21 protein-coding genes are annotated in these 22,476 nt (G+C 68.3%); 13 read left to right on the top strand and 8 right to left on the bottom strand.

Annotated features, from left to right (window positions below; translation table 11 throughout):
- The first annotated feature begins 49 nt into the window (after positions 1-49).
- On the top strand, positions 50-1,621 hold the full coding sequence (locus K8940_RS01150) for an ArnT family glycosyltransferase (protein ID WP_223392721.1): 1,572 nt from the start codon (positions 50-52) through the stop codon (positions 1,619-1,621).
- Between the two features lie 55 nt (positions 1,622-1,676).
- Here the strand turns inward: K8940_RS01150 and K8940_RS01145 are convergent, their stop codons facing one another.
- Both K8940_RS01145 and K8940_RS01140 read right to left on the bottom strand, forming a co-directional pair.
- Positions 1,677-2,318 carry a 3-oxoacid CoA-transferase subunit B gene (locus K8940_RS01145; protein ID WP_223392720.1) on the bottom strand — a complete coding sequence of 214 codons (642 nt, stop codon included), beginning with the start codon at positions 2,316-2,318 and terminating at the stop codon, positions 1,677-1,679.
- Positions 2,318-3,028, bottom strand: a complete 711-nt coding sequence (locus K8940_RS01140; protein WP_223392719.1) for a CoA transferase subunit A — start codon at positions 3,026-3,028, stop codon at positions 2,318-2,320. Before K8940_RS01140 ends, K8940_RS01145 begins: the two co-directional genes overlap by 1 nt.
- Positions 3,029-3,205: 177 nt before the next feature.
- Between K8940_RS01140 and K8940_RS01135 the strand changes: the two genes are divergently transcribed.
- Entirely contained in the window at positions 3,206-3,796 is a 591-nt protein-coding gene (locus K8940_RS01135) for an NAD(P)H-dependent oxidoreductase (RefSeq protein WP_223392718.1), read from the top strand.
- Between the two features lie 3 nt (positions 3,797-3,799).
- Complete coding sequence (locus K8940_RS01130) at positions 3,800-5,704, top strand: monovalent cation:proton antiporter-2 (CPA2) family protein (protein ID WP_223392717.1); 1,905 nt, start codon at positions 3,800-3,802, stop codon at positions 5,702-5,704.
- On the opposite strand, the gene K8940_RS01125 is transcribed toward K8940_RS01130, so the two are convergent.
- The 3 genes from K8940_RS01125 to K8940_RS01115 form a co-directional block, all read right to left on the bottom strand.
- On the bottom strand, positions 5,701-6,738 hold the full coding sequence (locus tag K8940_RS01125) for a helix-turn-helix domain-containing protein (RefSeq protein ID WP_223392716.1): 1,038 nt from the start codon (positions 6,736-6,738) through the stop codon (positions 5,701-5,703). The two genes, K8940_RS01130 and K8940_RS01125, sit on opposite strands and share 4 nt — an antisense overlap.
- Before the next feature lie 316 nt (positions 6,739-7,054).
- On the bottom strand, positions 7,055-8,098 hold the full coding sequence (locus tag K8940_RS01120; RefSeq protein WP_223392715.1) for a fatty acid desaturase family protein: 1,044 nt from the start codon (positions 8,096-8,098) through the stop codon (positions 7,055-7,057).
- A gap of 112 nt (positions 8,099-8,210) precedes the next feature.
- The gene (locus K8940_RS01115; protein ID WP_223392714.1) at positions 8,211-8,882 is read right to left on the bottom strand and encodes an OmpA family protein; all 672 of its coding nucleotides are present in this window, start codon (positions 8,880-8,882) and stop codon (positions 8,211-8,213) included.
- Positions 8,883-9,057: 175 nt separating this feature from the next.
- On the opposite strand from K8940_RS01115, the gene K8940_RS01110 reads away from it, so the two are divergent.
- Entirely contained in the window at positions 9,058-9,993 is a 936-nt protein-coding gene (locus tag K8940_RS01110) for an isopenicillin N synthase family dioxygenase (protein WP_223392713.1), read from the top strand.
- Positions 9,994-10,051: 58 nt separating this feature from the next.
- Here the strand turns inward: K8940_RS01110 and K8940_RS01105 are convergent, their stop codons facing one another.
- Positions 10,052-11,923: a TadE/TadG family type IV pilus assembly protein gene (locus tag K8940_RS01105; RefSeq protein WP_223392712.1), complete on the bottom strand. Its 1,872-nt coding sequence runs from the start codon at positions 11,921-11,923 to the stop codon at positions 10,052-10,054.
- Positions 11,924-12,042: 119 nt separating this feature from the next.
- On the opposite strand from K8940_RS01105, the gene trmD reads away from it, so the two are divergent.
- From trmD to K8940_RS01090, 3 genes are all read left to right on the top strand, one after another.
- Positions 12,043-12,780, top strand: coding sequence for a tRNA (guanosine(37)-N1)-methyltransferase TrmD (gene trmD, locus K8940_RS01100; protein WP_223392711.1), 738 nt, complete (start codon positions 12,043-12,045; stop codon positions 12,778-12,780).
- Between the two features lie 2 nt (positions 12,781-12,782).
- The gene (rplS, locus tag K8940_RS01095) at positions 12,783-13,178 is read left to right on the top strand and encodes a 50S ribosomal protein L19 (protein ID WP_223392710.1); all 396 of its coding nucleotides are present in this window, start codon (positions 12,783-12,785) and stop codon (positions 13,176-13,178) included.
- Between the two features lie 119 nt (positions 13,179-13,297).
- Positions 13,298-13,945: a glutathione S-transferase family protein gene (locus tag K8940_RS01090; protein WP_223392709.1), complete on the top strand. Its 648-nt coding sequence runs from the start codon at positions 13,298-13,300 to the stop codon at positions 13,943-13,945.
- On the opposite strand, the gene K8940_RS23820 is transcribed toward K8940_RS01090, so the two are convergent.
- Positions 13,942-14,073 (bottom strand): hypothetical protein, encoded by a 132-nt coding sequence (locus K8940_RS23820; protein ID WP_263285786.1) that lies wholly within the window; start codon positions 14,071-14,073, stop codon positions 13,942-13,944. The genes K8940_RS01090 and K8940_RS23820 overlap by 4 nt on opposite strands.
- Before the next feature lie 109 nt (positions 14,074-14,182).
- Between K8940_RS23820 and K8940_RS01085 the strand changes: the two genes are divergently transcribed.
- Positions 14,183-15,148, top strand: a complete 966-nt coding sequence (locus tag K8940_RS01085; protein ID WP_223392708.1) for a LysR substrate-binding domain-containing protein — start codon at positions 14,183-14,185, stop codon at positions 15,146-15,148.
- A 208-nt stretch (positions 15,149-15,356) separates the two neighbouring features.
- Here the strand turns inward: K8940_RS01085 and K8940_RS01080 are convergent, their stop codons facing one another.
- Positions 15,357-16,910 (bottom strand): MFS transporter, encoded by a 1,554-nt coding sequence (locus K8940_RS01080; protein WP_223392707.1) that lies wholly within the window; start codon positions 16,908-16,910, stop codon positions 15,357-15,359.
- Between the two features lie 124 nt (positions 16,911-17,034).
- Here K8940_RS01080 and leuC point away from each other — a divergent pair, with 124 nt between their 5' ends.
- From leuC to K8940_RS01055, 5 genes are all read left to right on the top strand, one after another.
- Positions 17,035-18,480: a 3-isopropylmalate dehydratase large subunit gene (leuC, locus tag K8940_RS01075; protein WP_223392706.1), complete on the top strand. Its 1,446-nt coding sequence runs from the start codon at positions 17,035-17,037 to the stop codon at positions 18,478-18,480.
- Positions 18,477-19,085: a 3-isopropylmalate dehydratase small subunit gene (gene leuD, locus K8940_RS01070; protein ID WP_223392705.1), complete on the top strand. Its 609-nt coding sequence runs from the start codon at positions 18,477-18,479 to the stop codon at positions 19,083-19,085. The genes leuC and leuD overlap by 4 nt, the downstream gene beginning before the upstream one ends.
- A gap of 46 nt (positions 19,086-19,131) precedes the next feature.
- Entirely contained in the window at positions 19,132-19,434 is a 303-nt protein-coding gene (locus K8940_RS01065; protein ID WP_223392704.1) for a putative quinol monooxygenase, read from the top strand.
- A 26-nt stretch (positions 19,435-19,460) separates the two neighbouring features.
- Positions 19,461-20,513 (top strand): 3-isopropylmalate dehydrogenase, encoded by a 1,053-nt coding sequence (leuB, locus tag K8940_RS01060; RefSeq protein ID WP_223392703.1) that lies wholly within the window; start codon positions 19,461-19,463, stop codon positions 20,511-20,513.
- A 97-nt stretch (positions 20,514-20,610) separates the two neighbouring features.
- On the top strand, positions 20,611-22,419 hold the full coding sequence (locus tag K8940_RS01055; RefSeq protein WP_223392702.1) for a methyl-accepting chemotaxis protein: 1,809 nt from the start codon (positions 20,611-20,613) through the stop codon (positions 22,417-22,419).
- Positions 22,420-22,476 lie beyond the last annotated feature (57 nt).

The following is a 22,476-nucleotide window of genomic DNA, read 5'->3' as shown; positions in this document are numbered from 1 at the left end:
TAACGCGGAACAATTGGTCAGTTTTTTCTTACTTGGCTAATTAGGCGTCATGCAAGCCGCTCACGAATCTCTGAAATATTCGGTCGAGGAACGCGCCTGGCGGCTGACGCTGCTGATGGTCGCGGGACTGACGATCATACGGCTGATCGCCCTGTTCACGACGCCCCTGGAGCTGTACCCGGACGAGGCGCAGTACTGGCTGTGGTCGCGCGAGCTGGCGTTCGGCTACTTCTCCAAGCCGCCGATGATCGCCTGGCTGATCTGGCTGACCACCAAGATCGGCGGCGACGCCGAGCCGTGGGTGCGCCTGTCCGCCCTGATCCTGCACGCCGGCGCGGCCCTGGTGATTCACCGCATCGCCCGAACCCTCTACGGCGGCTGGAGCGGACTGGTGGCGGCGGCGATCTACAGCCTGATGCCGGGCGTGGTGCTGTCGTCGGGCCTGGTCGCCACCGACGCGCCGCTGCTGTTCTTCCTGGCCCTGACGATCTGGGCCTATGTCGACCTGGCCACCGCGTACGCGCCGCGCCGCTACTTCGTCGCCCTGGGCATGGGCGTGGCCCTGGGCTTGGCCTTCCTGTCGAAGTATGCGGCGATCTACGCCCTGGGCAGCATCGTTCTGCACGCGCTGATCTCGAAGGAGGCCCGCAAGCGCTGGTGCCCCGCCGCCATCGTGCTGTTCATCACGGCCTTCGTTTTGACCCTGGCCCCGAACTTCGCCTGGAACGCCAGCCACCAGTTCTCGACGGTCAAGCACACGGCTTCGAACGCCAACTGGGGCGCGCACACCCTGTTCAACTTCCGTGAGCTGATCGAGTTCGTCGGCTCGCAGTTCGGCGTGTTCGGCCCCGTGCCGTTCGCGGTGCTGCTGGGCGGGTCGATCTGGCTGGGCGTGAAGCGGAAGCTGGCCTCGCCCGACCTCTTGCTGCTGTGCTTCGCCGCGCCGCCGCTGATCATCGTGGCCGGCGAGGCCTTCGTCTCGCGCGCCAACGCCAACTGGGCCGGCGCGGCCTTCGTGGCCGGCTCGGTGCTGGCCGCAGGCTGGCTGCTACGCTGGAACGCCCGCCGCTGGCTGATCGGCGGCCTGGCCTTCCAGGCCCTGTTCGCCCTCTTCTTCGTCGCCTGCATGATCAGCCCCAAGGTGGCGGATGCGACGGGCCTGTCGAACGGCTTCAAGCGCGTTCGCGGCTGGGACCAGACCGTCCAGGCCATCATCGAGCGGTCCCGCGAGGAGCAGGCCCTGCGCGGCGAGCTCAGCGCCGTCGCCATGGACGACCGCTTCGTCTACAACGCCGCCGCCTACTACGGCCGCGACTATTTCGGCCAGCCCGGCGCGCCGCCGCTGCGCATGTGGGTGCACGAGGCCCATCCGCAGAACCAGGCCGAGACCTCGGCGCCGCTGGACGCCCACTACGGCCGCCGCGCCCTGATCGTCAGCCTGGAAGGCGGCTATCGCCCCGAGATCGAGCAGGACTTCAAAGCCCATTCCGGCCTGCAGATCGCCCGCGTGCGCCTGGACAGGAAACGCTCGCGCCGGATCGACCTGTTCGTCGCCGAGGGCTTCGCGCCCCTGCCCCGCGACCCGATCACCGGCCTGCCGCCGCGTCCCAGGCGCCCATGAGAAAGGGCGGCGGCCTCGAGGGCCGCCGCCCTTCGTCTTTCCACGAAGCGCGTTTCTAGAGCGCGACCTCGAACGCCGCCTCGGTCTTGGCCTTGACCTCGTCGACCGTCACGCCGGGGGCCAGTTCGATCAGCTTCACCGGCGTCTTGCCGCGATTGATCTCGAAGACGCCCAGTTCGGTGATCAACAGGTCCACCACCCCGGCGCCGGTCAGCGGTAGGGAGCATGCCTTCAGCAGCTTCGGCGCGCCGGACTTCTCGCAGTGGTCCATGACCACCACCACGCGCTTGACGCCGGCGACCAGGTCCATGGCCCCGCCCATGCCCTTGACCATCTTGCCGGGCACCATCCAGTTGGCCAGGTCGCCGTTCTGCGCCACCTGCATGCCACCCAGGATCGACAGGGCGATATGCCCGCCCCGGATCATCGCGAAGCTGTCGGCCGACGAGAAGTACGAGCTGGACTCCAGCTCGGTGATCGTCTGCTTGCCGGCGTTGATCAGGTCGGCGTCCTCCTCGCCCTCGTAGGGGAAGGGGCCCATGCCCAGCATGCCGTTCTCGCTCTGCAGCGTCACGTGCATGCCTTCGGGGATGTAGTTGGCCACCAGGGTCGGGATGCCGATGCCCAGGTTCACGTAGAAGCCGTCCCGCAGCTCCTTGGCGGCGCGGGCCGCCATCTCGTCGCGCGTCCAGGCCATCACGCTTGCTCCTTCTGGCGGGTCGTGACCCGCTCGATGCGCTTCTCGAACTTGGCGCCCTTGATCAGGTGGTCGACATAGATGCCGGGGGTGTGGATGGCGTCCTTGTCCAGGGCGCCGATCGCGACCAGTTCCTCGACCTCGACAACGGTCTTGCGACCCGCGGTGGCCATCATCGGATTGAAGTTCCGGGCGGTCTTTCGGTAGATCAGGTTGCCCTCGGCGTCGGCCTTCCAGGCCTTAACGATCGCGAGGTCGGCGGTCAGGCCGCGCTCCATCACGTACATCTCGCCGTCGAACTCGCGGACTTCCTTGCCCTCGGCCACCAGGGTGCCGTAACCGGTGCGCGTGAAGAAGGCCGGGATGCCCGCGCCGCCCGCACGGATGCGTTCGGCCAGGGTGCCCTGCGGATTGAACTCCAGTTCCAGTTCACCGCTGAGGTAGAGCTGTTCGAACAGCTTGTTCTCGCCCACATAGGACGAGACCATCTTCTTGATCTGGCGGTTCTCCAGCAGGATCCCCAGGCCGAAGCCATCGACGCCGCAATTGTTGGAGATGACCGTGAGGTCCTTCGTCCCCGCCTCTCGGATCGCCGCGATCAGGTTCTCCGGAATGCCGCAGAGGCCGAAGCCGCCGGCCATGATGGTCATGCCGTCGAACAGCAGCCCGGCCAGGGCCTCGACGGCGTCTGCCTTCACCTTGTCGACCATGGTGTCTCCCTATTCCGAACTCGCGGGCTATCGCGAACTGGCCGGATCTTTTTATCCAAGACGGATGAAAAGCCTGCCTGTCAGCTTTCGTCCGGCTCTCGGCGAACCGTGTCGCCCGAGCCGCAAAAGAATTCAACCCTTGATGAATATTTTTCCGCCACGCGGAGGGGTCCAGTGATGAACGACGCTAACACCGGCTCTGTGACACCCGCCACCCCGGGTGTGCTGCTGGTCCTGGCCCACCCGGCTCTTGAACGCTCGCGCGCCAATCGAGCCCTGGCCAAGGCGGCGAAAGGTCTTTCCGGCGTCACCTTCAAGGACCTGTACGAGACCTATCCGGACTTCGTCGTCGACATCGAGACCGAGCAGGCGACCCTCGTGGCGCACGACGTCGTCGCCTTGCAGTTCCCACTGTTCTGGTACGCGACCCCAGCCCTGATGAAGGAGTGGCTGGACCTGGTCTGGCTGCACGGTTTCGCCTATGGCGAGGGTGGCGAGGCCCTGAAGGGCAAGCGCCTGTTCGTGGCCTGCACCACCGGCGCCAGCGCCAAGGCCTATCACGCCCACGGCTACAACCGGTTCTCGATGGACGAGTTCCTGCGGCCGCTGGAGCAGACCGCGCACCTGTGCGGCATGGAATGGGAGACGCCGTTCGTGGTGCATGGCGCTTCGGTGAAAGACGACGCGGCCCTGAAGGCCGAGGCCGAGCGCTACAAGGCGCGCGTGGCCTCGCTGCTGCCTTCCCCTATCGTCCGCACGGAGGCTTGAGAGTTGGAGAACTTCCTCACCCAGACCCTGGTCTATCTGGGCGCGGCCGTCATCTCGGTGCCGATCGCCAAGCGGCTGGGGCTCGGCTCGGTGCTGGGCTACTTGATTGCCGGCGTCGTCATCGGCCCGTTCGCCCTGGGCCTGGTCGGCGAGCAGGCCGACGTCATGAAGTTCGCCGAGTTCGGCGTGGTCATCCTGCTGTTTCTGATCGGCCTCGAGGTGCAGCCCTCGATGCTGTGGGACATGCGCAAGGCGATCTTCGGCCTGGGCGGCGCCCAGGTGCTGGGCACGGCCGGCGCCATCGCCGGCGCGTCGCTGGCCCTGGGCCTGCCCTGGCAGACCGCCCTGGCCGTGGGCCTGGTGCTGGCCATGTCATCGACCGCCATCGTCCTGCAGACCCTCGACGAGAAGGGCCTCAGGCAAGGTCCCGTCGGGCGGGCCGCGTTCGGGGTGCTGCTGCTGCAGGACCTGGCGGTGATCCCGATGTTCGCCCTGCTGCCCTTGCTGGCCACGGGCGCGCCCGGTCACGCCGAGGCGGGCGGCGGCCATGGCGGCGGCAGTCTGGTCGCCCACCTGCCGATCTGGGCCCAGACCCTGTCGGTGTTCGCGGCCGTGGCGGGCGTGATCGGCGGCGGCCGTTATCTGGTGCGCCCGGTGTTCCGCTTCATCGCCAAGGCCCGCCTGCGCGAGATCTTCGTCGCCGCGGCCCTGTTGATCGTCGTGGCCGTGGCCAGTCTGATGCAGATCGTCGGCCTGTCGCCCGCCCTCGGCGCGTTCCTGGCCGGGGTGGTGCTGGCCGAAAGCGAGTTCCGCCGCGAACTGGAAAGCGACATCGAGCCGTTCCGCGGCCTGTTGCTGGGCCTGTTCTTCATCACCGTCGGCGCCGGCGTGAACCTGCCGCTGGTGGCCAGCCAGCCCCTGACCCTGGCCGGGATCGTCATCGGCCTGATGGTCCTGAAGTTCCTGGTCATGTACGGCATCGCCCGCCTGTTCGGCGCCCAGAAGCGCGGGGCCATGGCGGTGGCCACAGCCCTGGCCCAAGGCGGCGAGTTCGCCTTCGTGTTGCTGAGCTTCACGGTCGGGGCCGGCGTGATCGGCGTGCAGCTGGCGGCCCTGCTGACCGCCGCCGTCGCCGTCTCCATGGCGCTGACGCCGGTGGCCATGATCCTGTACGAGCGCATCGCGGCCCTGATGGACGCAGCCATCCCCGACGTGGTGCCGGAAACCGGCGACTTCGACGAAGGCGAGCCCGACATCATCATCGCCGGGTTCGGACGTTTCGGGCAGATCGCCGGCCGCATGCTGACGGCCAACGGCTTCAAGTCGACGATCCTGGACAGCGACATCGAGCAGATCGAGCTGCTGCGCCGCTTCGGCCGCCGGGTGCACTATGGCGACGCCACGCGTCTGGACCTCCTGCGCGCCGCCGGCGCGGAGCGGGCCCGCATGCTGATCGTCGCCCTGGACGACCGCGAGAAGGCCGTCGAACTGGTCGAGACCGCCCGCGAGGCCTTCCCGAACCTGGTGATCCTGGCCCGCGCCTGGGACCGTCGCCACGCCTACGACCTGCTGTCCAACGGCGCCGACGCGGTCGAGCGCGAGACCTTCGAGTCGGCCCTGGCGCTAGGCGCCACGGCGCTGCAGAAGCTGGGCTTCCGCGCTCATCGGGCCCATCGCGCCGCGGCCTTCTTCCGCCGCCACGACCGGCGGATGTTCGAGGAGCTGCGCCCGATGTGGGGCCAGGAGGAAGCCTATATCCTGGCCTCGCGCGACGCGGCCCAGACCATGGACCGCCTGCTGGACGCCGACCTGCACCGCATGCGTCCGGGCGACGCCGGCGGCGCCTGGGACACGGCCAGCCTGGACGAGGAACTGCGCGAGCGGGCCCAGCAGGAAGGGACGAACTAGGCGGCGTCCAGCGCCTTCAACCAATCCGGCAGCCCGCCGTTCGCCGCCTGCAGCACGCTGGCCCGCGCCGCCGCGGCCACGCCCAGCCCCCGAGCCTCGCCGGGCGTCATGCCGAACCGCGCCTTGAAGGCCCGGCTGAAGCTGGACCACACCGTGAAGCCGTAGCGCTCGGCGACCTGGGTCATGGCCAGGGTCTGGGCGGGATCGGACAGGGCGTCGAACACCCGGCGCAGGCGACGGTTGCGGATGTGCTCGCTGACCCCGCCCAAGGGCGCGAACAGGCGATAGAGCGAGGCGCGCGACACCCCGAACTGGCGGCACAGCCTCTCGGCGCCCAGGTCCGGATCGTTCAGATGAGCATCAATGAACCGGCGCATCCGGGCGCGCTGGGTCTCGGCCGCCGCCCGTCGCGCTGCGTCACCGCGCTGACCCAGGGTCAAGCCGGCCAGGAGGTCGGTGGTGGCGCGCCCCACGCCATAGGCCTCCTCGGGACGCAGATCCGGGGCCACGCGCATCAGGCTCTCGGCGTGCGCCTTCAAAAGCTGGGCCCCGGCGCTGTCGCGCCGCAGGACCAGGCCATGCAGCGGATCCAGGTCGATGTCGCGGGCGTCGAAGGCGTCGCGCGGCAGGGCCAGGTTGATGTTGGTGCAGCGCGCCGTCTGGGACTGGAAGGTCCGGGTCAGGTCCAGCAGGCAGACGTCGCCCGGACGCGCCGTGATCTCGTCTCGTCCGGCGCGCCTCACGTCCTCGCCGTCGACGATGATCTGCACCAGGATCAGTTCGAGCCCCGTGGCCGCGATCTTCCGGACGTCGCGGCCGTAGGTGAAGGCGGCCTGGCTCATATGCGCCTGGCCCAGCAGCAGCGGACCGATGTTGAAGCTGTTGATCCCCAGGTCCGGCCCGGCGTCGCCGACGTCGCGCAGTCCGACGTCGAAGACCGGCGCTATGGCCTCGGCATAGGCCTCGGCGCCGAGGCGGCCGGGCGTCACCCGGGTGCCTGCCTGGAAGTGGGGAAGCGTCGACTCTGACGACATGAGCAACTCGAACGAACGCTACGCGACCTTTCGAGCCAGACCCCGAAAGGCGATCGGCGTCAATGGCTTCGGGCGCCGCGTCTCAGATTCATGACCCGCCGTCTCAAACCCTCGGGTCCCCGTTGCTCCGCCCACGACACGGCCGTACGGAGCGGCCGGCGAGCGGTCGTCGCTTCCAGTCCTGGACGGTGGCCACGCGCCGAGCGGTCCGGTCCGGCCTGTCCAGGGTGGGGAACTTTTGGATGGTCCGGACCCGCCGCGTGAAGACTTCCATAGCCTCCGCGGCGCGGGCTCCCGCCGGGTCCGCGCCGCTTCTTTATTCGGCGGCGAGCTTCTTCCGGCCGACGCGGACGAACAGGTCGGTCAGGGCCTCGAACAGACCCTTCTCCGAGGCGCGGTGATAGATCGAGTCCGCGCCCAGGGCCTGGGCCAGGCGGGCGTGGGCCTTGCCGAGGTTGTGATACGGCAGGCGCGGCAGCAGGTGGTGCAGGGCGTGGTAGCGCAGGCCCACCGGCGCCCAGAGCTCGGACGCCAGGTTCGGCGGCGGGACGTTGACCGAGTCCAGGAACTGCTCGTCCAGCGTCATCTTGCCGCCGTCGTTGTCCCAGTGGTGGGCGACCAGAGTGCGGGCCTGATTGACGAAGGTGGCGACCGAGAAGATCGCCAGACCCGTCAGCACGAAGCGGACCGGCAGGACGCCGGCGACGGTGGCGGCGATCACCGCCCACGACCACAGCCAGCAGGCCACGTCCTGGACGACCCATTCGGGGCGCCAGCGGTTCAGGTCCTCGCGCACGAAATCGGGATTGATGATCAGGGCCGACAGCTTGGTCTTCAGGTAGCGGCGCAGCGGCGGGATCCCGAACGACAGCGGGATCAGGATCGCCGAGCGGATGACCACGCCCAGCGGGGCCAGCAGCGCCACGAACAGGAAGCCGGCCAGCTTCAGCGGCGTGAAGCGCGACAGCGGCAGGTATTCCGGATCCAGCGCCGTGCCGAAGCGGTCCTTGATGTGGTGGATGTTGTGCACGCCCTCGTACATCAGCGACGGCGTCATCAGCGGCACGCCGACCAGAACGTTCCAGCCGACGCGGAAGCCCGGGGCCTCGTCGTCGCGGATGTGGGTCAGCTCGTGGATGAAGGAGAGGGCGCGATAGAGGGCCAGCACGCTGACCAGACCCGCGACCAGGCCGATCGCCAGGCTGGCGGTCGTCGCCGCCACGAGGAAGCCGCCCCACATCAGGGCGGCCGAGATCACGAGATCGATCCAGTAGATCGTCGCGTTCGGCGTCATCAGGTCGCCGGCCAGGGCATAGGCCTGCTTGGTCAGACTGACGCCTTCGCTCGCCAACTTGTTCACGTCCACCTCACGCCGCCCACCGATCCGCACAAGAGTGACGAATTGGCGACGGCGCGAGGGAAAAGCAACAACTTGGATCAAGGGCGCGACGATTCCGCGCCCTTAAGCGGATTTAGGTCAACGGCCGCAGGATGATCTCGACCCGGCGGTTCTGGGCGCGTCCGTCCGGGGTGGAATTGTCCGCGATCGGCTGGCGCTCGCCCATGCCGGCCACGAAGACGCGGTCCTGCAGCACCCGGCCCGGACCGGTCAGGTAGCCGGCCACGGCGCTGGCCCGGCGCTCCGACAGGGTCTGGTTGTAGTCGTCCGGACCACTGCTGTCGGCGTGACCGACCACGTCGATCGTGGTCTGCGGATAGGCGTTCAGCGTGCGGGCCACGTCGTCGAGGACGCGGGTGAACTGCGGCTGGACGTCCGACTTGTCGACGGCGAAGGTCACGTCGCTGGGCATGACCAGCACGATCTGGTCGCCGTTGCGCCGGATCATCACGCCCGAGCCTTCCAGGCTGCGGCGGAAGTCGGCCTGCTGGCGATCCATGTAGTTGCCGATGGCGCCGCCCGCGAGCGCGCCGATCCCGGCCCCGATCAGGGCGTTCTTGCGGCCCTGCTCGCCCTTGTTGGTGTTGGTCAGATAGCCCAGCACCGCGCCGACCCCAGCGCCAGTCAGCGCGCCCGTGCCGGTGTTGTTGCGCACCGGCATGCCGGTATAGGGGTCGGTGGTCGTGCAGGCGACCAAGGCGCCGGCGCCCAGCAGGACGGCGGCCAAAGCGAACTTGCGCGTCATCGCATCCCTCGTCGTTTTGCGTTAGATCAAAGTCCGACGGGCAAACGCCCGGCTTATGGTCAAGTTCCATTCTCACGCCCACGCCCGCGATGAACGGCCTTCGTTTCGCCCGGCGCTCGGTGTAGTAAGAGGGAACTTACTCATTCCCCAGGCTCGCATTCCAAGGCTCGCAGACGTGTCCACCTCAGCCATCGAACCGGTTTCGTTCTCTCTCTACAGCAAGGACTTCCCGCGCTTCGCCCAGGAGCTGGGCGCCTCGTTCGAGCGCTACGGCTTCGCCGTGCTGTCCGAGTACGACATTCCGCAGGACCGCATCGACGCGGCCCTCGCCGACACCAAGGCCTTCTTCGCCCTGCCCGAGGAAACCAAGAAGCAGTACGCCGGCGTGAAGGGCGGCGCGCGCGGCTACATCCCCTTCGGCGTCGAGACCGCCAAGGGCGCCACCCATCACGACCTGAAGGAATTCTGGCACATGGGCCGCGACCTGCCGCCCGGCCACCGCTTCCGCGCCACCATGGCCGACAACGTCTGGCCGGCCGAAATCCCGGCCTTCAAGCACGACGTCAGCTGGTTCTACAACGCGCTCGACGACATGGGCGGCAAGGTCCTGGAGGCGATCGCCACCTACCTGAAGCTGGACCGCGACTTCTTCAAGCCGACCGTCGAGAACGGCAACAGCGTGCTGCGCCTGCTGCACTATCCGCCGATCCCGCAGGACGCGACCGGCGTCCGCGCCGGCGCCCACGGCGACATCAACACCATCACCCTGCTGATGGGCGCCGAGGAAGGCGGGCTGGAGCTGCTGGACCGCAACGGCGACTGGCTGCCGATCAACCCGCCGCCTGGCTGCATCGTCATCAACATCGGCGACATGCTGGAGCGCCTGACCAACCACGTCCTGCCCTCGACCATCCACCGCGTGCAGAACCCGCCGCCCGAGCGCCGCCACATCCCGCGCTATTCCACGCCGTTCTTCCTGCACTTCGCGTCGGACTATGAGATCAAGACGCTGCCGAACTGCATCACGCCCGACAATCCGGACCGCTATCCGGAACCGATCACGGCGGACGAGTTCCTCCAGCAGCGGCTGCGCGAGATCAAGCTGGCCTAGGACGGCCTGGATCGAAGAGTACGAAGAGGGCGACGGCGCGAGCCGCCGCCCCCTTTTGCTATTTGGCGATCCGCAGTTCCGAGATCTCCTGGGCGATCGCCTTGAACGCCGTCTTCAGCTCCGAGCCGTTGGCGGGGAAGAAGGCCTTGCTGCTGTCGCTGGCGCAGGCGGTCAGGAACGACTTGGCCGTCGCATCGGACCCGACGTCGAAGCCGACGGTGTAGACGACGACGCCGGTGGTCGTGGCCTTGATCGCGTCGCACAGCGCCCGACTCTGGACGAAGGGGGCGCCGTTGGTCGCCGCGCAGTTGATGTGGTCGCTGGAACTGCCGCTGCCGCTGCCGGCGTCCGAGGCGATCACCCCCTTGCAGTAGGGCGTGTTGAACGCGCCGTCTGTCATCAGGATGACGAACTTCAGAAGATCCTTGGACTTGTAGGGGGCCGGCCTCTGCGCGGGGTCGGGCCACAGGTAGCCGAAGTTCGGCGCGATCATGTACCAGCCCCAGGCCAGGCCGATCTGGCCGGCCGTCGAGCCGTCGGCGGTCAGGGCGCCGATCTGGTTCTTCAGGGTCACCCGGTCGCTGGACAGCGGCGTGATCGTCGCGCTGGGACAAGGATTCGGCGAGCTCGTGTCCGCCGACGTGCTCGGATAGTTGGTCCCCACGAAGGCCGTGCTGGGCGCGGCGTCGGTATAGGCCTCCGCCCCCGTCCGCTCGCTGACGCAGGTGCTGCGATTGCGGACCTCCGACGTCCACGAGGCGCTGGTGTAGGCTAGCTTGTTGCAGCCGGGATTGGTGCTCTGTTCACAGGTGGCCGCGCCGCCGCTCGTATAGGTTCCCGTGCTCGAGTTGCCGACCACGCCGGTGTCGAAGGTTGTCGCGGTCAGATTCGTGATCGTCCGGGTCGTGCCGTTCAGCGTGGTCAGGCCCGACAGGCCAGCGAAGCTGATCTGGTCGTCGGTGATGAAGCCGTGCGCGGTCGAGGTGGTGACCACGATCGAGCAGGCGCCGGTCAGGCACTTGCGCACCGTCCCGCCGCCGTTGCTGTAGTTGCCGAAGGCGCCGGTGTTGGTGTTCTGCAGCGAGAAGCTGTCCGCATTCACCTTGGTGATCGTGTAGGTCTTGCTGTTCAGCGAGCTCATGTTGCCGCTGATCCCAGAAATATAGACCTTGTCGCCGGTCGCGAGGCCGTGGCCGGTCACGGTGACGACCGCCGGGTTGGCCTTGCTGATCCCCGTGATCGACTTGGCCGAGGCCAGCCAGGCCGCGCCGCTGACCCCGCGCACCGGTACGGGGCCGCGCGCGGCGTCGGCATAGGTTCCCACGTTGACGCCGGCCGCGTAGGGCACCAGCGCCACCTTGGAGTAGAACGGCGCCTGGTTGTCCTTGACGATGATATCCACGAGGTCGGAGGCGGCGGTCTTCAGGTCGGCGATCCGCGTCCCCTTCATCGAGCCGGTGATGTCCAGCACCAGGGCGACTTCCAGGTTCTTGGACGACCGCAGCACGTCCGAGGTCGCCTTGACCGTAAAGTCGGCGCTGGTCCAGAGGTTGGCGATGACCGGCTTCAACGTCGCCGTGGCCGTGCCGATGATATGGTTGTCGGTCCCGGCCTTGAACGTGGCGTTCGCGGCGGTCAGGCCCAGGTTCAGGCTGGAGACCTCGGCCAGGAAGGCGGGATCGCCGATGGCTTCCATTTCGGCGTCGGTCGTGGCGGTCGAGCGCGCCGCGATCAGCGTGGCCGCGTCCAGGGCGTCCTGCATCTGGCGGCGCTGCAGACTGATGCGGCCCAGGTCCACCAGGGCGAACACGATCACCGCCAGCGGGATGACCAGAAGCGCGAACTGGACCGCGATCGCCCCGCTCTGATCCCGCCGCAGCCGGGCGGCGCCTTCGCCCAGGCGTCGGAGGATGCGGCTCAGGGTAGGCATGGGCGTGTCCAGGCGAGACTTCTGCGCCAGACCTTTCCCCCACGAGGGTGAACAAGGCGAAAACACCTCTGGTGAATGGCCCCTTCGACTCTCGCGCCGGGTGCGGCTAAAGAGCGCCCATGCCGTTCACCGCCACCGTCCTGACCATGTTCCCCGAGGCCTTCCCCGGCCCGCTCGGCGTCTCGATGATCGGGACCGCCTGGAAGGAGCAGGACCTGTGGCGTCTGGAAACGCTGGACATTCGGGCCTTTTCCAAGGATAAGCGCGGCTTCCTCGACGACACCCCCGCGGGTGGCGGCGCGGGAGCCGTGCTCAAAGCGGACGTCATCGCCTCTGCGCTGGACAGCGTGGACCTCGATGGTCGGCCGCTTTTGTACATGAGCGCCCGGGGCAGGCCCCTGACCCAGGCGCGCGTAAGAGAGTGGTCCAAGGCGCCCGGTATCGTGGTGCTGTGCGGCCGCTTCGAGGGGGTGGACCAGCGGGTGCTCGACGCCCGCGGGTTCGAGGAGGTCTCGGTCGGAGACGCGGTTCTCGCCGGTGGCGAGGCGGCGGCGATGGTCGTGATCGAGGCGTGCGTTCGACTGGCCCCGGGTGTGCTGGGGAACATCGAGAGCACGCTGGAAGAAAGCTTCGAGGACGGTCTCCTCGAGCATCCGCAGTACACGCGACCGCGGACGTTCGAAGGACTGGATATCCCCGAGGTGCTGCTGTCGGGCGATCACAAGCGGATCGACCAATGGCGGCGCAGTATGCGTGAAGAGACTACTCGCGAGCGGCGTCCAGATCTCTGGGAAGCGCATCTCGCCAATCAACAGGCAAAAGGCGGCCCGAAAACGGGTAAGCCCAAGGAGAAATGATCATGGCGATCAACATCATCGCTCAGCTCGAGCAAGAAGAATCGGCCCGTCTGCTGGCCGCCCGCGCGATCCCGGAATTCCGTCCCGGCGACACCCTGCGCGTCAACGTGAAGATCAAGGAAGGCGAGCGCGAGCGCGTTCAGGCCTACGAAGGCGTCTGCATCGCCCGCGCCGGCACGGGCGTCCACGAGAGCTTCACGGTCCGCAAGATCTCGTTCGGCGAAGGCGTGGAACGTCTGTTCCCGCTGCTCTCGCCGAGCATCGAAAGCATCGAAGTCAAGCGTCGCGGCGTCGTCCGTCGCGCCAAGCTGTACTACCTGCGCGACCGTCGCGGTAAGTCGGCCCGTATCGCCGAACGCGCTGGCAGCCCGAAGGCCGCGGCGGCGACCGAAGAGTAATCTTCGTCGACAGCGAAATGAACGAGGCCCCGGCGGAAACGCCGGGGCCTTTTTCTTTGTCCGTTGCGAAGGCGAGCCCGTCGCGTGATTGAATGGATGCGCAAAGGGAGGCCGCGAACATGATCACCGTCTTCGGCGAAGGGCGCGGCTTTCGGGTCGTCTGGCTGCTCGAGGAGATGGGCCTTCCCTACCGGTTGCGGCCGGTGGACATGCTGGCGGGGGTCGAGAACGATCCCGAGTTCCTGGCCATCAACCCCGCCGGCTTCATCCCGGCGATCCAGGACGGCGACGACATCATGGTCGAGTCCATCGCTATCATGGAGTACCTGATGGGCCGCTACGGGCCGACGCCGCTGGCGCCGGACCCGCGCGATCCCGTCTTCGCGGCCTATCAGCAGTTCCTGCATCTGGGCGAGGCGGGGCTGGCCACACCCATGTTCTTCACCGTCGTCAGCCAGATCCTCGCGCCCGAGGCTGAGCGCGACAACTGGGGCGCCCGCAAGGGTCGGGCGATGTTCACGGGCCGGCTGGGCCTGGTGACCCGCCAACTGGCCCGCGCGCCCTACATGGCGGGCGAGGCCTTCACGGCGGCCGACATCTCGGTCACCTACGCCCTGGAGTTCGCCCACCGGACGGTCGGCTACGCCCTCGGCGAGGCGGAATGGGCGTATATCGACCGGACGACCGGACGCGACGCCTACAAGCGGGCCATGAATACCTGCCAGGCCACCAAGGCCTGGGCGGAGTCGATAGGCCGCCCGGCCTAGCGCGGCGCCAGGACGCGCGGCTGCTTGCGAGGCGGGCTCGGGGCGCGCAGGAGCGCCCACAGCTGCTGCACGGCCAGCACCCAGCCGAACGTGGTTTCCTTATGAGTCTTGAGCGCTTCTTCCATCATCGTCGCCTTCCTTGGCTGCTCGACAGGTGGAAAATCGCTGTTCGGCGGCCGGGTGACAAACGCGGCCTCCTTGGCTATGCATAAGGCTGACTTATGCCAGAGCTCCTTTGTGTCTGATGTCCTCGCCCGCTTGCCGCTCAGCGCCATCCGCGTCTTCGAGGCGGCCGCTCGCCTGAAGAGCTTCACCCGCGCCGCCGACGCTCTGGGCGTGACCCAGGCCGCCGTCAGCTGGCAGGTTAAGGCGCTGGAGCAGCGGCTGGACCAGCCCCTGTTCAACCGCCTGCCGCGCGAGGTGACCCTGACCCCGGCCGGCGAGCGCCTGTCACGGGCGGCGACCGAAGCGATGTCGCTGCTGCGGGCGGCGGTCTCGGACCTGGTCGAGACCGAGGAAGGCGTGCTGTCGATCACCACGGTCCAGAGTCTGGGCGGCCAGTGGCTGGCCCCACGCCTGGGCGGCTTCCAGATCGCCCATCCCCGGATCGCCGTGCGGCTGGAGGCCTCCAGCCGGGTCATTGATCTCACGCGCGAGGGGGTCGACATGGCCCTGCGCGGCGGCCACGGCAAATGGCCGGGCATGACGGCGCACTTCCTCATTCCGGCCGTGCAGACGCCGCTGGTCTCGCCCGAGTTCCTGGCCCGGATCGGCGGCCTTTCGAAGCCGGAAGACCTGCTGGAGGTCCAGCGCATCGGCATCGCCCGCGAGTGGGACGAGTGGTTCCAGGCCGCAGGGGTGACGGCCAGCCCCCAGAAGCTGGATCCGCGCCTAGCCTCGGACGCCCAGGCGCTGGAGGTGGCCAGCGCCCTGGCCAGCCACGGCGCGGCCCTGGGCTCGCCGATCTTCTTCGCCCGCGAGTTGGCCGAGGGCCGCCTGATCATGCCGTTCGAGGTGGTGGCCCGCTACACCGGCGGCTATTGGCTGGCCTATCCCAGCGATCGGGCCCGGGTGCGCAAGATCGCCGCCTTCCGCGACTGGGTGCTGGCCCAGGCCGCCGCCGATCCGCTGATCGCCCACTATGCCGCCATGCCGCCGTTGCGGGCGCCCACCGCCTCGCCGCTGACCCGGTCCCAGCCATAAAGGTCAAGCTTAGGTGTGATCGCACACACCTTGACAAAACCTCGTTCCATGAGATGGTCAGACACCCCCGACAATGTCGGGCTTCCAGACCGTCTCCTTTCTAGTGGACGGCCCTCTTCGGGCGGAGCCATCGGCCCCCGAAGGCTGAAAATGATGCTAGGGCGCGCCGAAACCCATGGCGCGCCCTATGTCGTTTCAGGTCCGCGCTTCAAGCGCTTCGCTTCCGTCGCGGCTGCGCCTTTCGTTCGCGCTCGCGCTCCGCCGCGCGGTCCCGCGCCCGGCGCAGGCGGCGCTGCACGCGGGCGTCGCGGATCAGGGCGGCGGGCACGTCGGTCAGCAGCTTGAGGCCCGCGATCGGCGACAGGTTGCGCACGTCGCGACGGGCCTGGGCGATCACCTCGCCCACCATCGCCTTGCTGTCGACCTCGCCCTCCTCCTTGACCAGGGCCAGGCGGTGGAGGGCGTAGAGGCCCAGCACGAAGGCGATCAGGAAATAGAAGTCCCAGCTGGAGATCTTCAGCGGCATCAGGGTCAGCACGTCGCCGGGACTGGTCCAGCGCAGCAGGATCTCCAGCCGACGGGCGGCGAAGAAGTCGGCGAAGATCCCGCCCAGCACCGGCGCCAGGCCCGCCGCCGCCGAGCTGATCAGGGCGTTGGCGGCGATATAGGCCGTGGCCGAGCCGCGCGGCGACAACTTCATGGCGATATTGCCCGACGACAGGGTCACCCCGGCCGTGGCCAGGCCCATCAGGGCGTGCAGCCCGACCAGATAGGCCATCACCCAGGCCCGCTCCTGGATCTGCGAGGCCCCGACCATGGCGGCGATGCACAGGATGAACAGCGGCGCGGCCACGGCCAGCACCGACTTGTTGGCGAAGCGGTCCGACAGCAGGCCCCATGAGCGCAGGGCCAGCACGTTGGTCGCCTGGCTGACCACGCCCAGAATGACGACGAAGGTGATGTCCAGGCCCAGCTGCTTGACGAAGAACACCGTGAAGAAGGGCGTGGCCAGGTTCACCGCGAACTGCCAGCTGGCCAGGAACAGGATCAGCCGGCGGAAATTCTGGTCCTTCAACGGCGCCTTCAGCAAGGGCAGCAGGCGGATGGTCTCGGTCGGCGCGGGCATGCGCGGCTCGGGGGTCAGGGCCAGCTCGCGACAGCTGAGCAGGCCCATGACGAAGCCGAACAGATAGAGCCCCGCGAAGGCCATCGGCCGCCAGGTCGAGCCCTCGGGGGCGCGGTCCAGGGCGAAGGCGGCGGCCAGGCTCGCGACCAGGGCGACGACGGTGGCGTTGATCGTCCGCTTGGCGAAGATCTGGCCCAGCCTTTGCTCGGGCGCGAGGTCACGCACCCAGGCGTTCCAGGCGCAGCCGCCGAAGGTGGCTATGCCGCAATAGAAGACCTGCAAGACGACCAGCAAGGCCAGGGTCGCCGCCCCGGCGCGCGGCGCGATGGCCAGGAACGCCATGCCGGCCAGGGCGCAACGACTGACCAGGCTGGCCAGGATGGCGATCCGCTTGCGGGTCCTGAGCTTCTCGACCAGCAGCACGCCGGGCGCCTGCAGCAGCTGCACCCAGAAGGTCACGGCCGCCAGCAGGCCGATCGTGGTGTTGGACGCGCCCAGGTGCAAAGCGAAGGCGGTCAGGATCACCCCGCTGGTGACGGCGGTGCACGCATTGGAAAATCCGGCCTCCAGGACCAGGTGTCGCAGACCACGTTCACGTTCATCGTCGTTCAGTTGCGCCGTCGGGGCAAAAAACATGCGCAGCACCAGTCTTACGACGCCTCGGTGGGGCACGAACGGCCGCCACGGGGCGATCGAACAAAGGATTCTCGGCGTTTCCTCGCTTTACGCGCCCCCTCGGAAGGCCTAGATGCGGGGCGCTATGACCCGCACATCCAAGACGCTCTACGACAAGATCTGGGACGCTCACGTCGTCAACGAACAGGACGGCGAAGCGATCCTCTACATCGACCTGCACCTGATCCACGAGGTGACCACCCCGCAGGCCTTCGCCGGCCTTCGCGCGGCCGGTCGCAAGGTGCGCCGTCCCGACCGCACGCTCGCCGTGGCGGACCACAACATCCCGACCGAGGGCCAGGCCCTGGGCGTCGATGCGGTGCAGGACGAGGAAGCGCGTCTCCAGCTCAAGACCCTTGCCCGTAACGTCGCCGACAACGGCATCCAGTTCTTCCCGATGGGCGACATCCGCAACGGCATCGTCCACGTGGTCGGCCCCGAGCAGGGCCGCACCCAGCCGGGCATGACCATCGTCTGCGGCGACAGCCACACCTCGACCCACGGCGCCTTCGGGGCCCTGGCGCACGGCATCGGCACGTCCGAGGTCGAGCACGTCCTGGCCACCCAGACCCTGCGCCAGAAGAAGGCCAAGAACATGCTGGTCCGCGTCGACGGCCAGCTGGGCCCCGGCGTGACCGGCAAGGACATCGCCCTGGCCGTGATCGGCGAGATCGGCACCGCCGGCGGCACCGGCTACGTCATCGAGTTCGCCGGCCAGGCCGTGCGCGAGCTGTCGATGGAGGGCCGCATGACCCTCTGCAACCTGACCATCGAGGGCGGCGCCAAGGCCGGCCTGGTGGCTCCGGACGAGAAGACCTTCGCCTACATCCAGGGCAAGCCCGCCGCCCCCAAGGGCGCCGCCTGGGACATGGCCCTGTCGCACTGGAAGACCTTCTTCACCGACGAGGACGCCGTCTTCGACCGCACCGTGGTCATCGATGGTTCGGCCCTGGTCCCGATGGTCACCTGGGGCACCAGCCCCGAGGACGTGATCCCCGTCACCGGCAACGTCCCGGATCCGGAAAGCTTCGCCACGCCCGACAAGCGCGCGGCCGCCCACCGGGCGCTCGACTATATGGGCCTGACCGCCGGCCAGCCGATCTCGGAAGCGAGGATCGACCGCGTCTTCATCGGCTCGTGCACCAACAGCCGGATCGAGGACATGCGCGCCGCCGCCGCCGTGGTGCAGGAAGCCTTCCTGCACGGCCGCCTGGTGGCCCCACACGTCAAGGCGATGGTCGTCCCCGGCTCGGGCCTCGTGAAGGAACAGGCCGAGGAAGAGGGCCTGGACGCCATCTTCAAGGCCGCCGGCTTCGACTGGCGCGAGCCCGGCTGCTCGATGTGCCTGGCCATGAACCCCGACAAACTGGCCCCGCAGGAGCGCTGCGCCTCGACCAGCAACCGCAACTTCGAAGGCCGCCAGGGCCGCGCCGGCCGCACGCACCTGGTCTCGCCGGCCATGGCGGCGGCGGCGGCGATCGCCGGGCATCTCGTCGACGTGCGCACCCTGCTGACGGAGACCGCCCAATGAAGGCCTTCACCCGCCTCGACGGCCGCGCGGCTCCGCTGGAGCTGGCCAATATCGACACCGACCAGATCATCCCCAAGCAGTTCCTCAAGACCGTGGAGCGCGAGGGGCTGGCCAAGGGCCTGTTCTACGACTTCCGCTTCGACGGCGACGGGAACGAGATCAAGGACTTCGTGCTGAACCGGCCGGAGTACAAGAACGCGTCCGTACTGATCGCTGGCGACAACTTCGGCTGCGGCAGCTCGCGCGAGCACGCCCCTTGGGCCCTGATGGACTTCGGGATCATGTGCGTGATCTCGACCAGCTTCGCCGACATCTTCAACAACAACTGCTTCAACAACGGCCTGCTGCCCGTGGTGGTGAAGCCCGAAGAGCTCTCGGTCCTGATGGACGAGGCCAAGGGCGGCAACCACATGGTCAGCGTCGACCTCGAGACCCAGACCGTGGTCTCGCCGTCGGGCAAGACCTTCAGGTTCGAGATCGACCCCGTCCGCAAGGAGAAGATGCTCAAGGGCCTCGACGCCATCGGCGAGACCCTGCAGCACGGCGGCGACATCGACGTCTATGAAAGCAAGCGCGCGATCAGCCAGCCCTGGCTGGAGGCGTAGACCGCCTCCCCTCCGCTTGGATGGATGGAGGGGGAGAGGAGCACCCATGACCCTCATCCTCGCCGGCACGATCCGCATCGCGCCCGAACGCCTGGCCGACCTGCGGCCGCATCTGCGGGCCCAGGTCGAGGGCACCCGCGCCGAGCCAGGCTGCCTGGACTACGCCCTGACTGAGGACCCGCTGGATCCCGGCCTGATCCGGGTCTACGAGCACTTCGAGAGCGAGGCGGCGCTGGAATTCCATCGCGCCACGCCGCACATGGCCGCGTGGCGCGCCGCATGCGCCGAGCTGGGCGTCCACGGCCGCGACCTGAAGTCCTTCGACGTTTCCGCCTACCGCCAAATCTAAGCGCAAAGATCTAGAGAGAGCCCTTCATGTCCACCCTGCTGCTCCTGCCCGGCGACGGCATCGGCCCGGAAGTCTGCGCGGAAGTGCGCCGCGTGGCGGCCGCCCTCACCCCGGACCTGAAGGTCGAGGAAGCGCCCTATGGCGGCTCCAGCTACGACGCCCACGGCACGCCGCTGCTGGACGAAGTGCGCGACCAGGCCATCGCCAGCGACGCGGTGCTGATGGGCGCCGTCGGCGGCCCGCAGTGGGCCAACGCCCCGCGTCACCTGCGCCCGGAGGCCGGGCTTCTGAACCTGCGCCAGGCGATGGATGTCTATGCCAACCTGCGCCCGGCCTACTGCTTCGAGGCCCTGGCCAGCGCCTCCAGCCTGAAGACCGAGCTGGTCTCGGGCCTGGACATCATGTTCGTGCGCGAACTGGTCGGCGGCGTCTATTTCGGCCAGCCGCGCGGCATCGACACCCTGCCGGACGGCCAGAAGAAGGGCTACGACACCGCCGTCTACACGACCAGCGAGATCGAGCGCGTCGGCCGCGTGGCCTTCGAACTCGCGCGTGGCCGGACCAACAAGGTCCACTCGGCCGAGAAGTCGAACGTCATGGAATCGGGCCTGCTGTGGAAGCAGGTGATCACCGAGCTGCACGCCCGCGAATATCCGGACGTCCAGCTGGAGCACATCCTGGCCGACAACTGCGCCATGCAGCTGGTGCGCGCGCCCAAGCAGTTCGACGTCATCGTCACCGACAACCTGTTCGGCGACATCCTGTCGGACGCGGCGGCCATGCTGACCGGCTCGCTGGGCATGCTGCCCTCGGCCGCCCTGGGCGCGCCGGGCAAGCCGGGCCTGTACGAGCCGATCCACGGTTCGGCCCCCGACATCGCGGGCAAGGGCCTGGCCAATCCGCTGGCCGCCATCCTGTCGTTCGAGATGGCCCTGCGCTGGTCGCTGAAGCAGGTCGAGGCCGCCGACGCACTGCTGGCGGCGGTCAAGGCCGCGCTGGATGGCGGCGCCCGCACGCGCGACCTCGGCGGCGCCCTGACCACCGCCGAAATGGGCAGCGTCGTTCTGTCGCACCTCTAGAACACAAAACGGGGGGCGCTCCGCCCCCCGGAAAACTTAAGTTTAACGCCTGGCCTCTAGACGCTTGAACCCATCGCAAAGGCGTTTGGGGCCCGGCATGAACTTCCAGAATCTTAAGATCTCCGCCAAGTTGGCGGTCGCTTTCGGCACCTTGATTCTGGCCTTCGTGGCGTCGGCCGTCGTCGTCCTGATCAGCCTCAACCAGATCCAGGAGGCCTCGACCTCCAGCCAGCGTTCGCTGGTCCTGGCGGCCCAGGCCGAGGCCATGGCGACCCTCGCCGAAGAGCAGCAGAACGCCCTGCGCGGCTACGTGCTCGCCGGCGACCCCAACCACAAGCAGACCTACGAAGCCGTCGGCAAGAAGTTCGACGACGCCCTGGATGCGTTCGAAGCCAAGACGACTCAAGCGGCCCAGAAGAAGCGCGCGCAAGCGATTCGCGCCGCCATGAGCGATTGGCGCCGTGACGTCGGCGCGCCCACGCTCGCCGCCATGAACGACCCGGCCGGCAGGGAGCAGGCGGCGGGCATCGTCGGCAAGCCGTCCCTGACCAAGCTGCGCGCGCTGCAGGAAGACATGCGCGCGGCCGCCGTGGCTCGCGTGTCGGTCCGGACCAAGGAACAGGCCAGCGCCCTCTTCATGGCCAAGACGTCGATGATCGTGGGCGGCCTGGTCTCCCTGGCCATCGCGGGCCTGATGGGCTGGCTGCTGTCGGCCACCATCGGCGCGCCCGTCAACCTGATCACCACGGTCATGCGCCGCCTCGCCTCGGGCGACAACGGCGTCGAGATCCCCGCCATCGGCCGCAAGGACGAGGTCGGCGAGATGGCCGACGCGGTCGCCGTCTTCAAGGACGCCGCCATCGAGAAGCTGCGGGTGGAGGCCGAGGCCGTCGCCCAGCGCAGCGCCGCCGAGGCCGAGCGCGGCGAGCGCGAAAGGGAAAAGGCCGCCGAGGCCGAGGCCGACGCCTTCGCCATGGACGCCCTGGGCCAAGCCCTGGATCGCCTGGCTTCCGGCGACCTGACCTACCGCATCAACGCCCAGCTGGCGCCCAAGACCGCTCAGCTGAAGAACGACTTCAACGCCGCCGCCGGCCGCCTGCAGGACGCCCTGCGCGGCATCAACGGCGCCACCGGCGGCATCAGCGCCGGCTCCGAAGAGATCGCCCAGGCCTCTGACGACCTGTCGCGCCGCACCGAGCAGCAGGCCGCCAGCCTGGAAGAAACCGCCGCCGCCCTGGACGAGATCACCGCCACGGTCCGCAAGACCGCCGCCGGCGCGATGGAGGTCTCCAGCCTGGTGGCCCAGGCGCGCGCCGGGGCCGAACGCTCGGGCGCCATCGTCGATCAGGCCGTCTCGGCGATGAGCGAGATCGAAACGTCGTCCAGCCAGGTCAACCAGATCATCTCGGTCATTGACGAGATCGCCTTCCAGACCAACCTGCTGGCCCTGAACGCCGGGGTGGAAGCTGCTCGCGCCGGCGACGCGGGCAAGGGCTTCGCCGTCGTCGCCCAGGAAGTCCGCGCTCTGGCGCAACGCTCGGCCGAAGCCGCCAAGGAGATCAAGGCCCTGATCTCGACCTCGACCCAGCAGGTCGGCGCGGGTGTCGACCTGGTCGCCCAGACCGGCGAAGCCCTGCGCGCCATCGTCGGCCAGGTCGCCTCGATCGACGCCCTGGTCAAGGAGATCGCCGCCTCGGCCCAGGAACAGTCGACCGGCCTGCACCAGGTCAATGTCGCGGTGAACCAGATGGACCAGGTCGTCCAGCAGAACGCCGCCATGGTCGAGGAAGCCACCGCCGCCACCCACTCGCTGAAGGGCGAGGCCGGCGAGCTGGCCGTTCTGGTCGGCCGTTTCCAGGTCGACGGGGCGCAGGTTGACGCGCATCAGCGCTCGCGGGCCGCCTAACACCTTTCACTGAACAGCGATCACGTTCTAGGTTCCTCCCAACGATAAGGTTGGGAG

Origin of the sequence: Caulobacter segnis (assembly GCF_019931575.1) — a bacterium.
Classification (GTDB): domain Bacteria; phylum Pseudomonadota; class Alphaproteobacteria; order Caulobacterales; family Caulobacteraceae; genus Caulobacter; species Caulobacter segnis_C.
This window is presented reverse-complemented; position numbering and strand designations above follow the sequence as displayed.

Coding starts and splice junctions, on each gene's coding strand:
- K8940_RS01150 (WP_223392721.1), top strand. CDS start 50: ATGCAAGCCGCTCACGAATCTCTGAAATATTCGGTCGAGGAACGCGCC.
- K8940_RS01145 (WP_223392720.1), bottom strand. CDS start 2,318: ATGGCCTGGACGCGCGACGAGATGGCGGCCCGCGCCGCCAAGGAGCTG.
- K8940_RS01140 (WP_223392719.1), bottom strand. CDS start 3,028: ATGGTCGACAAGGTGAAGGCAGACGCCGTCGAGGCCCTGGCCGGGCTG.
- K8940_RS01135 (WP_223392718.1), top strand. CDS start 3,206: ATGAACGACGCTAACACCGGCTCTGTGACACCCGCCACCCCGGGTGTG.
- K8940_RS01125 (WP_223392716.1), bottom strand. CDS start 6,738: ATGTCGTCAGAGTCGACGCTTCCCCACTTCCAGGCAGGCACCCGGGTG.
- K8940_RS01115 (WP_223392714.1), bottom strand. CDS start 8,882: ATGACGCGCAAGTTCGCTTTGGCCGCCGTCCTGCTGGGCGCCGGCGCC.
- K8940_RS01105 (WP_223392712.1), bottom strand. CDS start 11,923: ATGCCTACCCTGAGCCGCATCCTCCGACGCCTGGGCGAAGGCGCCGCC.
- trmD (WP_223392711.1), top strand. CDS start 12,043: ATGCCGTTCACCGCCACCGTCCTGACCATGTTCCCCGAGGCCTTCCCC.
- rplS (WP_223392710.1), top strand. CDS start 12,783: ATGGCGATCAACATCATCGCTCAGCTCGAGCAAGAAGAATCGGCCCGT.
- K8940_RS01090 (WP_223392709.1), top strand. CDS start 13,298: ATGATCACCGTCTTCGGCGAAGGGCGCGGCTTTCGGGTCGTCTGGCTG.
- K8940_RS23820 (WP_263285786.1), bottom strand. CDS start 14,073: ATGATGGAAGAAGCGCTCAAGACTCATAAGGAAACCACGTTCGGCTGG.
- K8940_RS01080 (WP_223392707.1), bottom strand. CDS start 16,910: ATGTTTTTTGCCCCGACGGCGCAACTGAACGACGATGAACGTGAACGT.
- leuC (WP_223392706.1), top strand. CDS start 17,035: ATGACCCGCACATCCAAGACGCTCTACGACAAGATCTGGGACGCTCAC.
- leuD (WP_223392705.1), top strand. CDS start 18,477: ATGAAGGCCTTCACCCGCCTCGACGGCCGCGCGGCTCCGCTGGAGCTG.
- K8940_RS01065 (WP_223392704.1), top strand. CDS start 19,132: ATGACCCTCATCCTCGCCGGCACGATCCGCATCGCGCCCGAACGCCTG.
- leuB (WP_223392703.1), top strand. CDS start 19,461: ATGTCCACCCTGCTGCTCCTGCCCGGCGACGGCATCGGCCCGGAAGTC.
- K8940_RS01055 (WP_223392702.1), top strand. CDS start 20,611: ATGAACTTCCAGAATCTTAAGATCTCCGCCAAGTTGGCGGTCGCTTTC.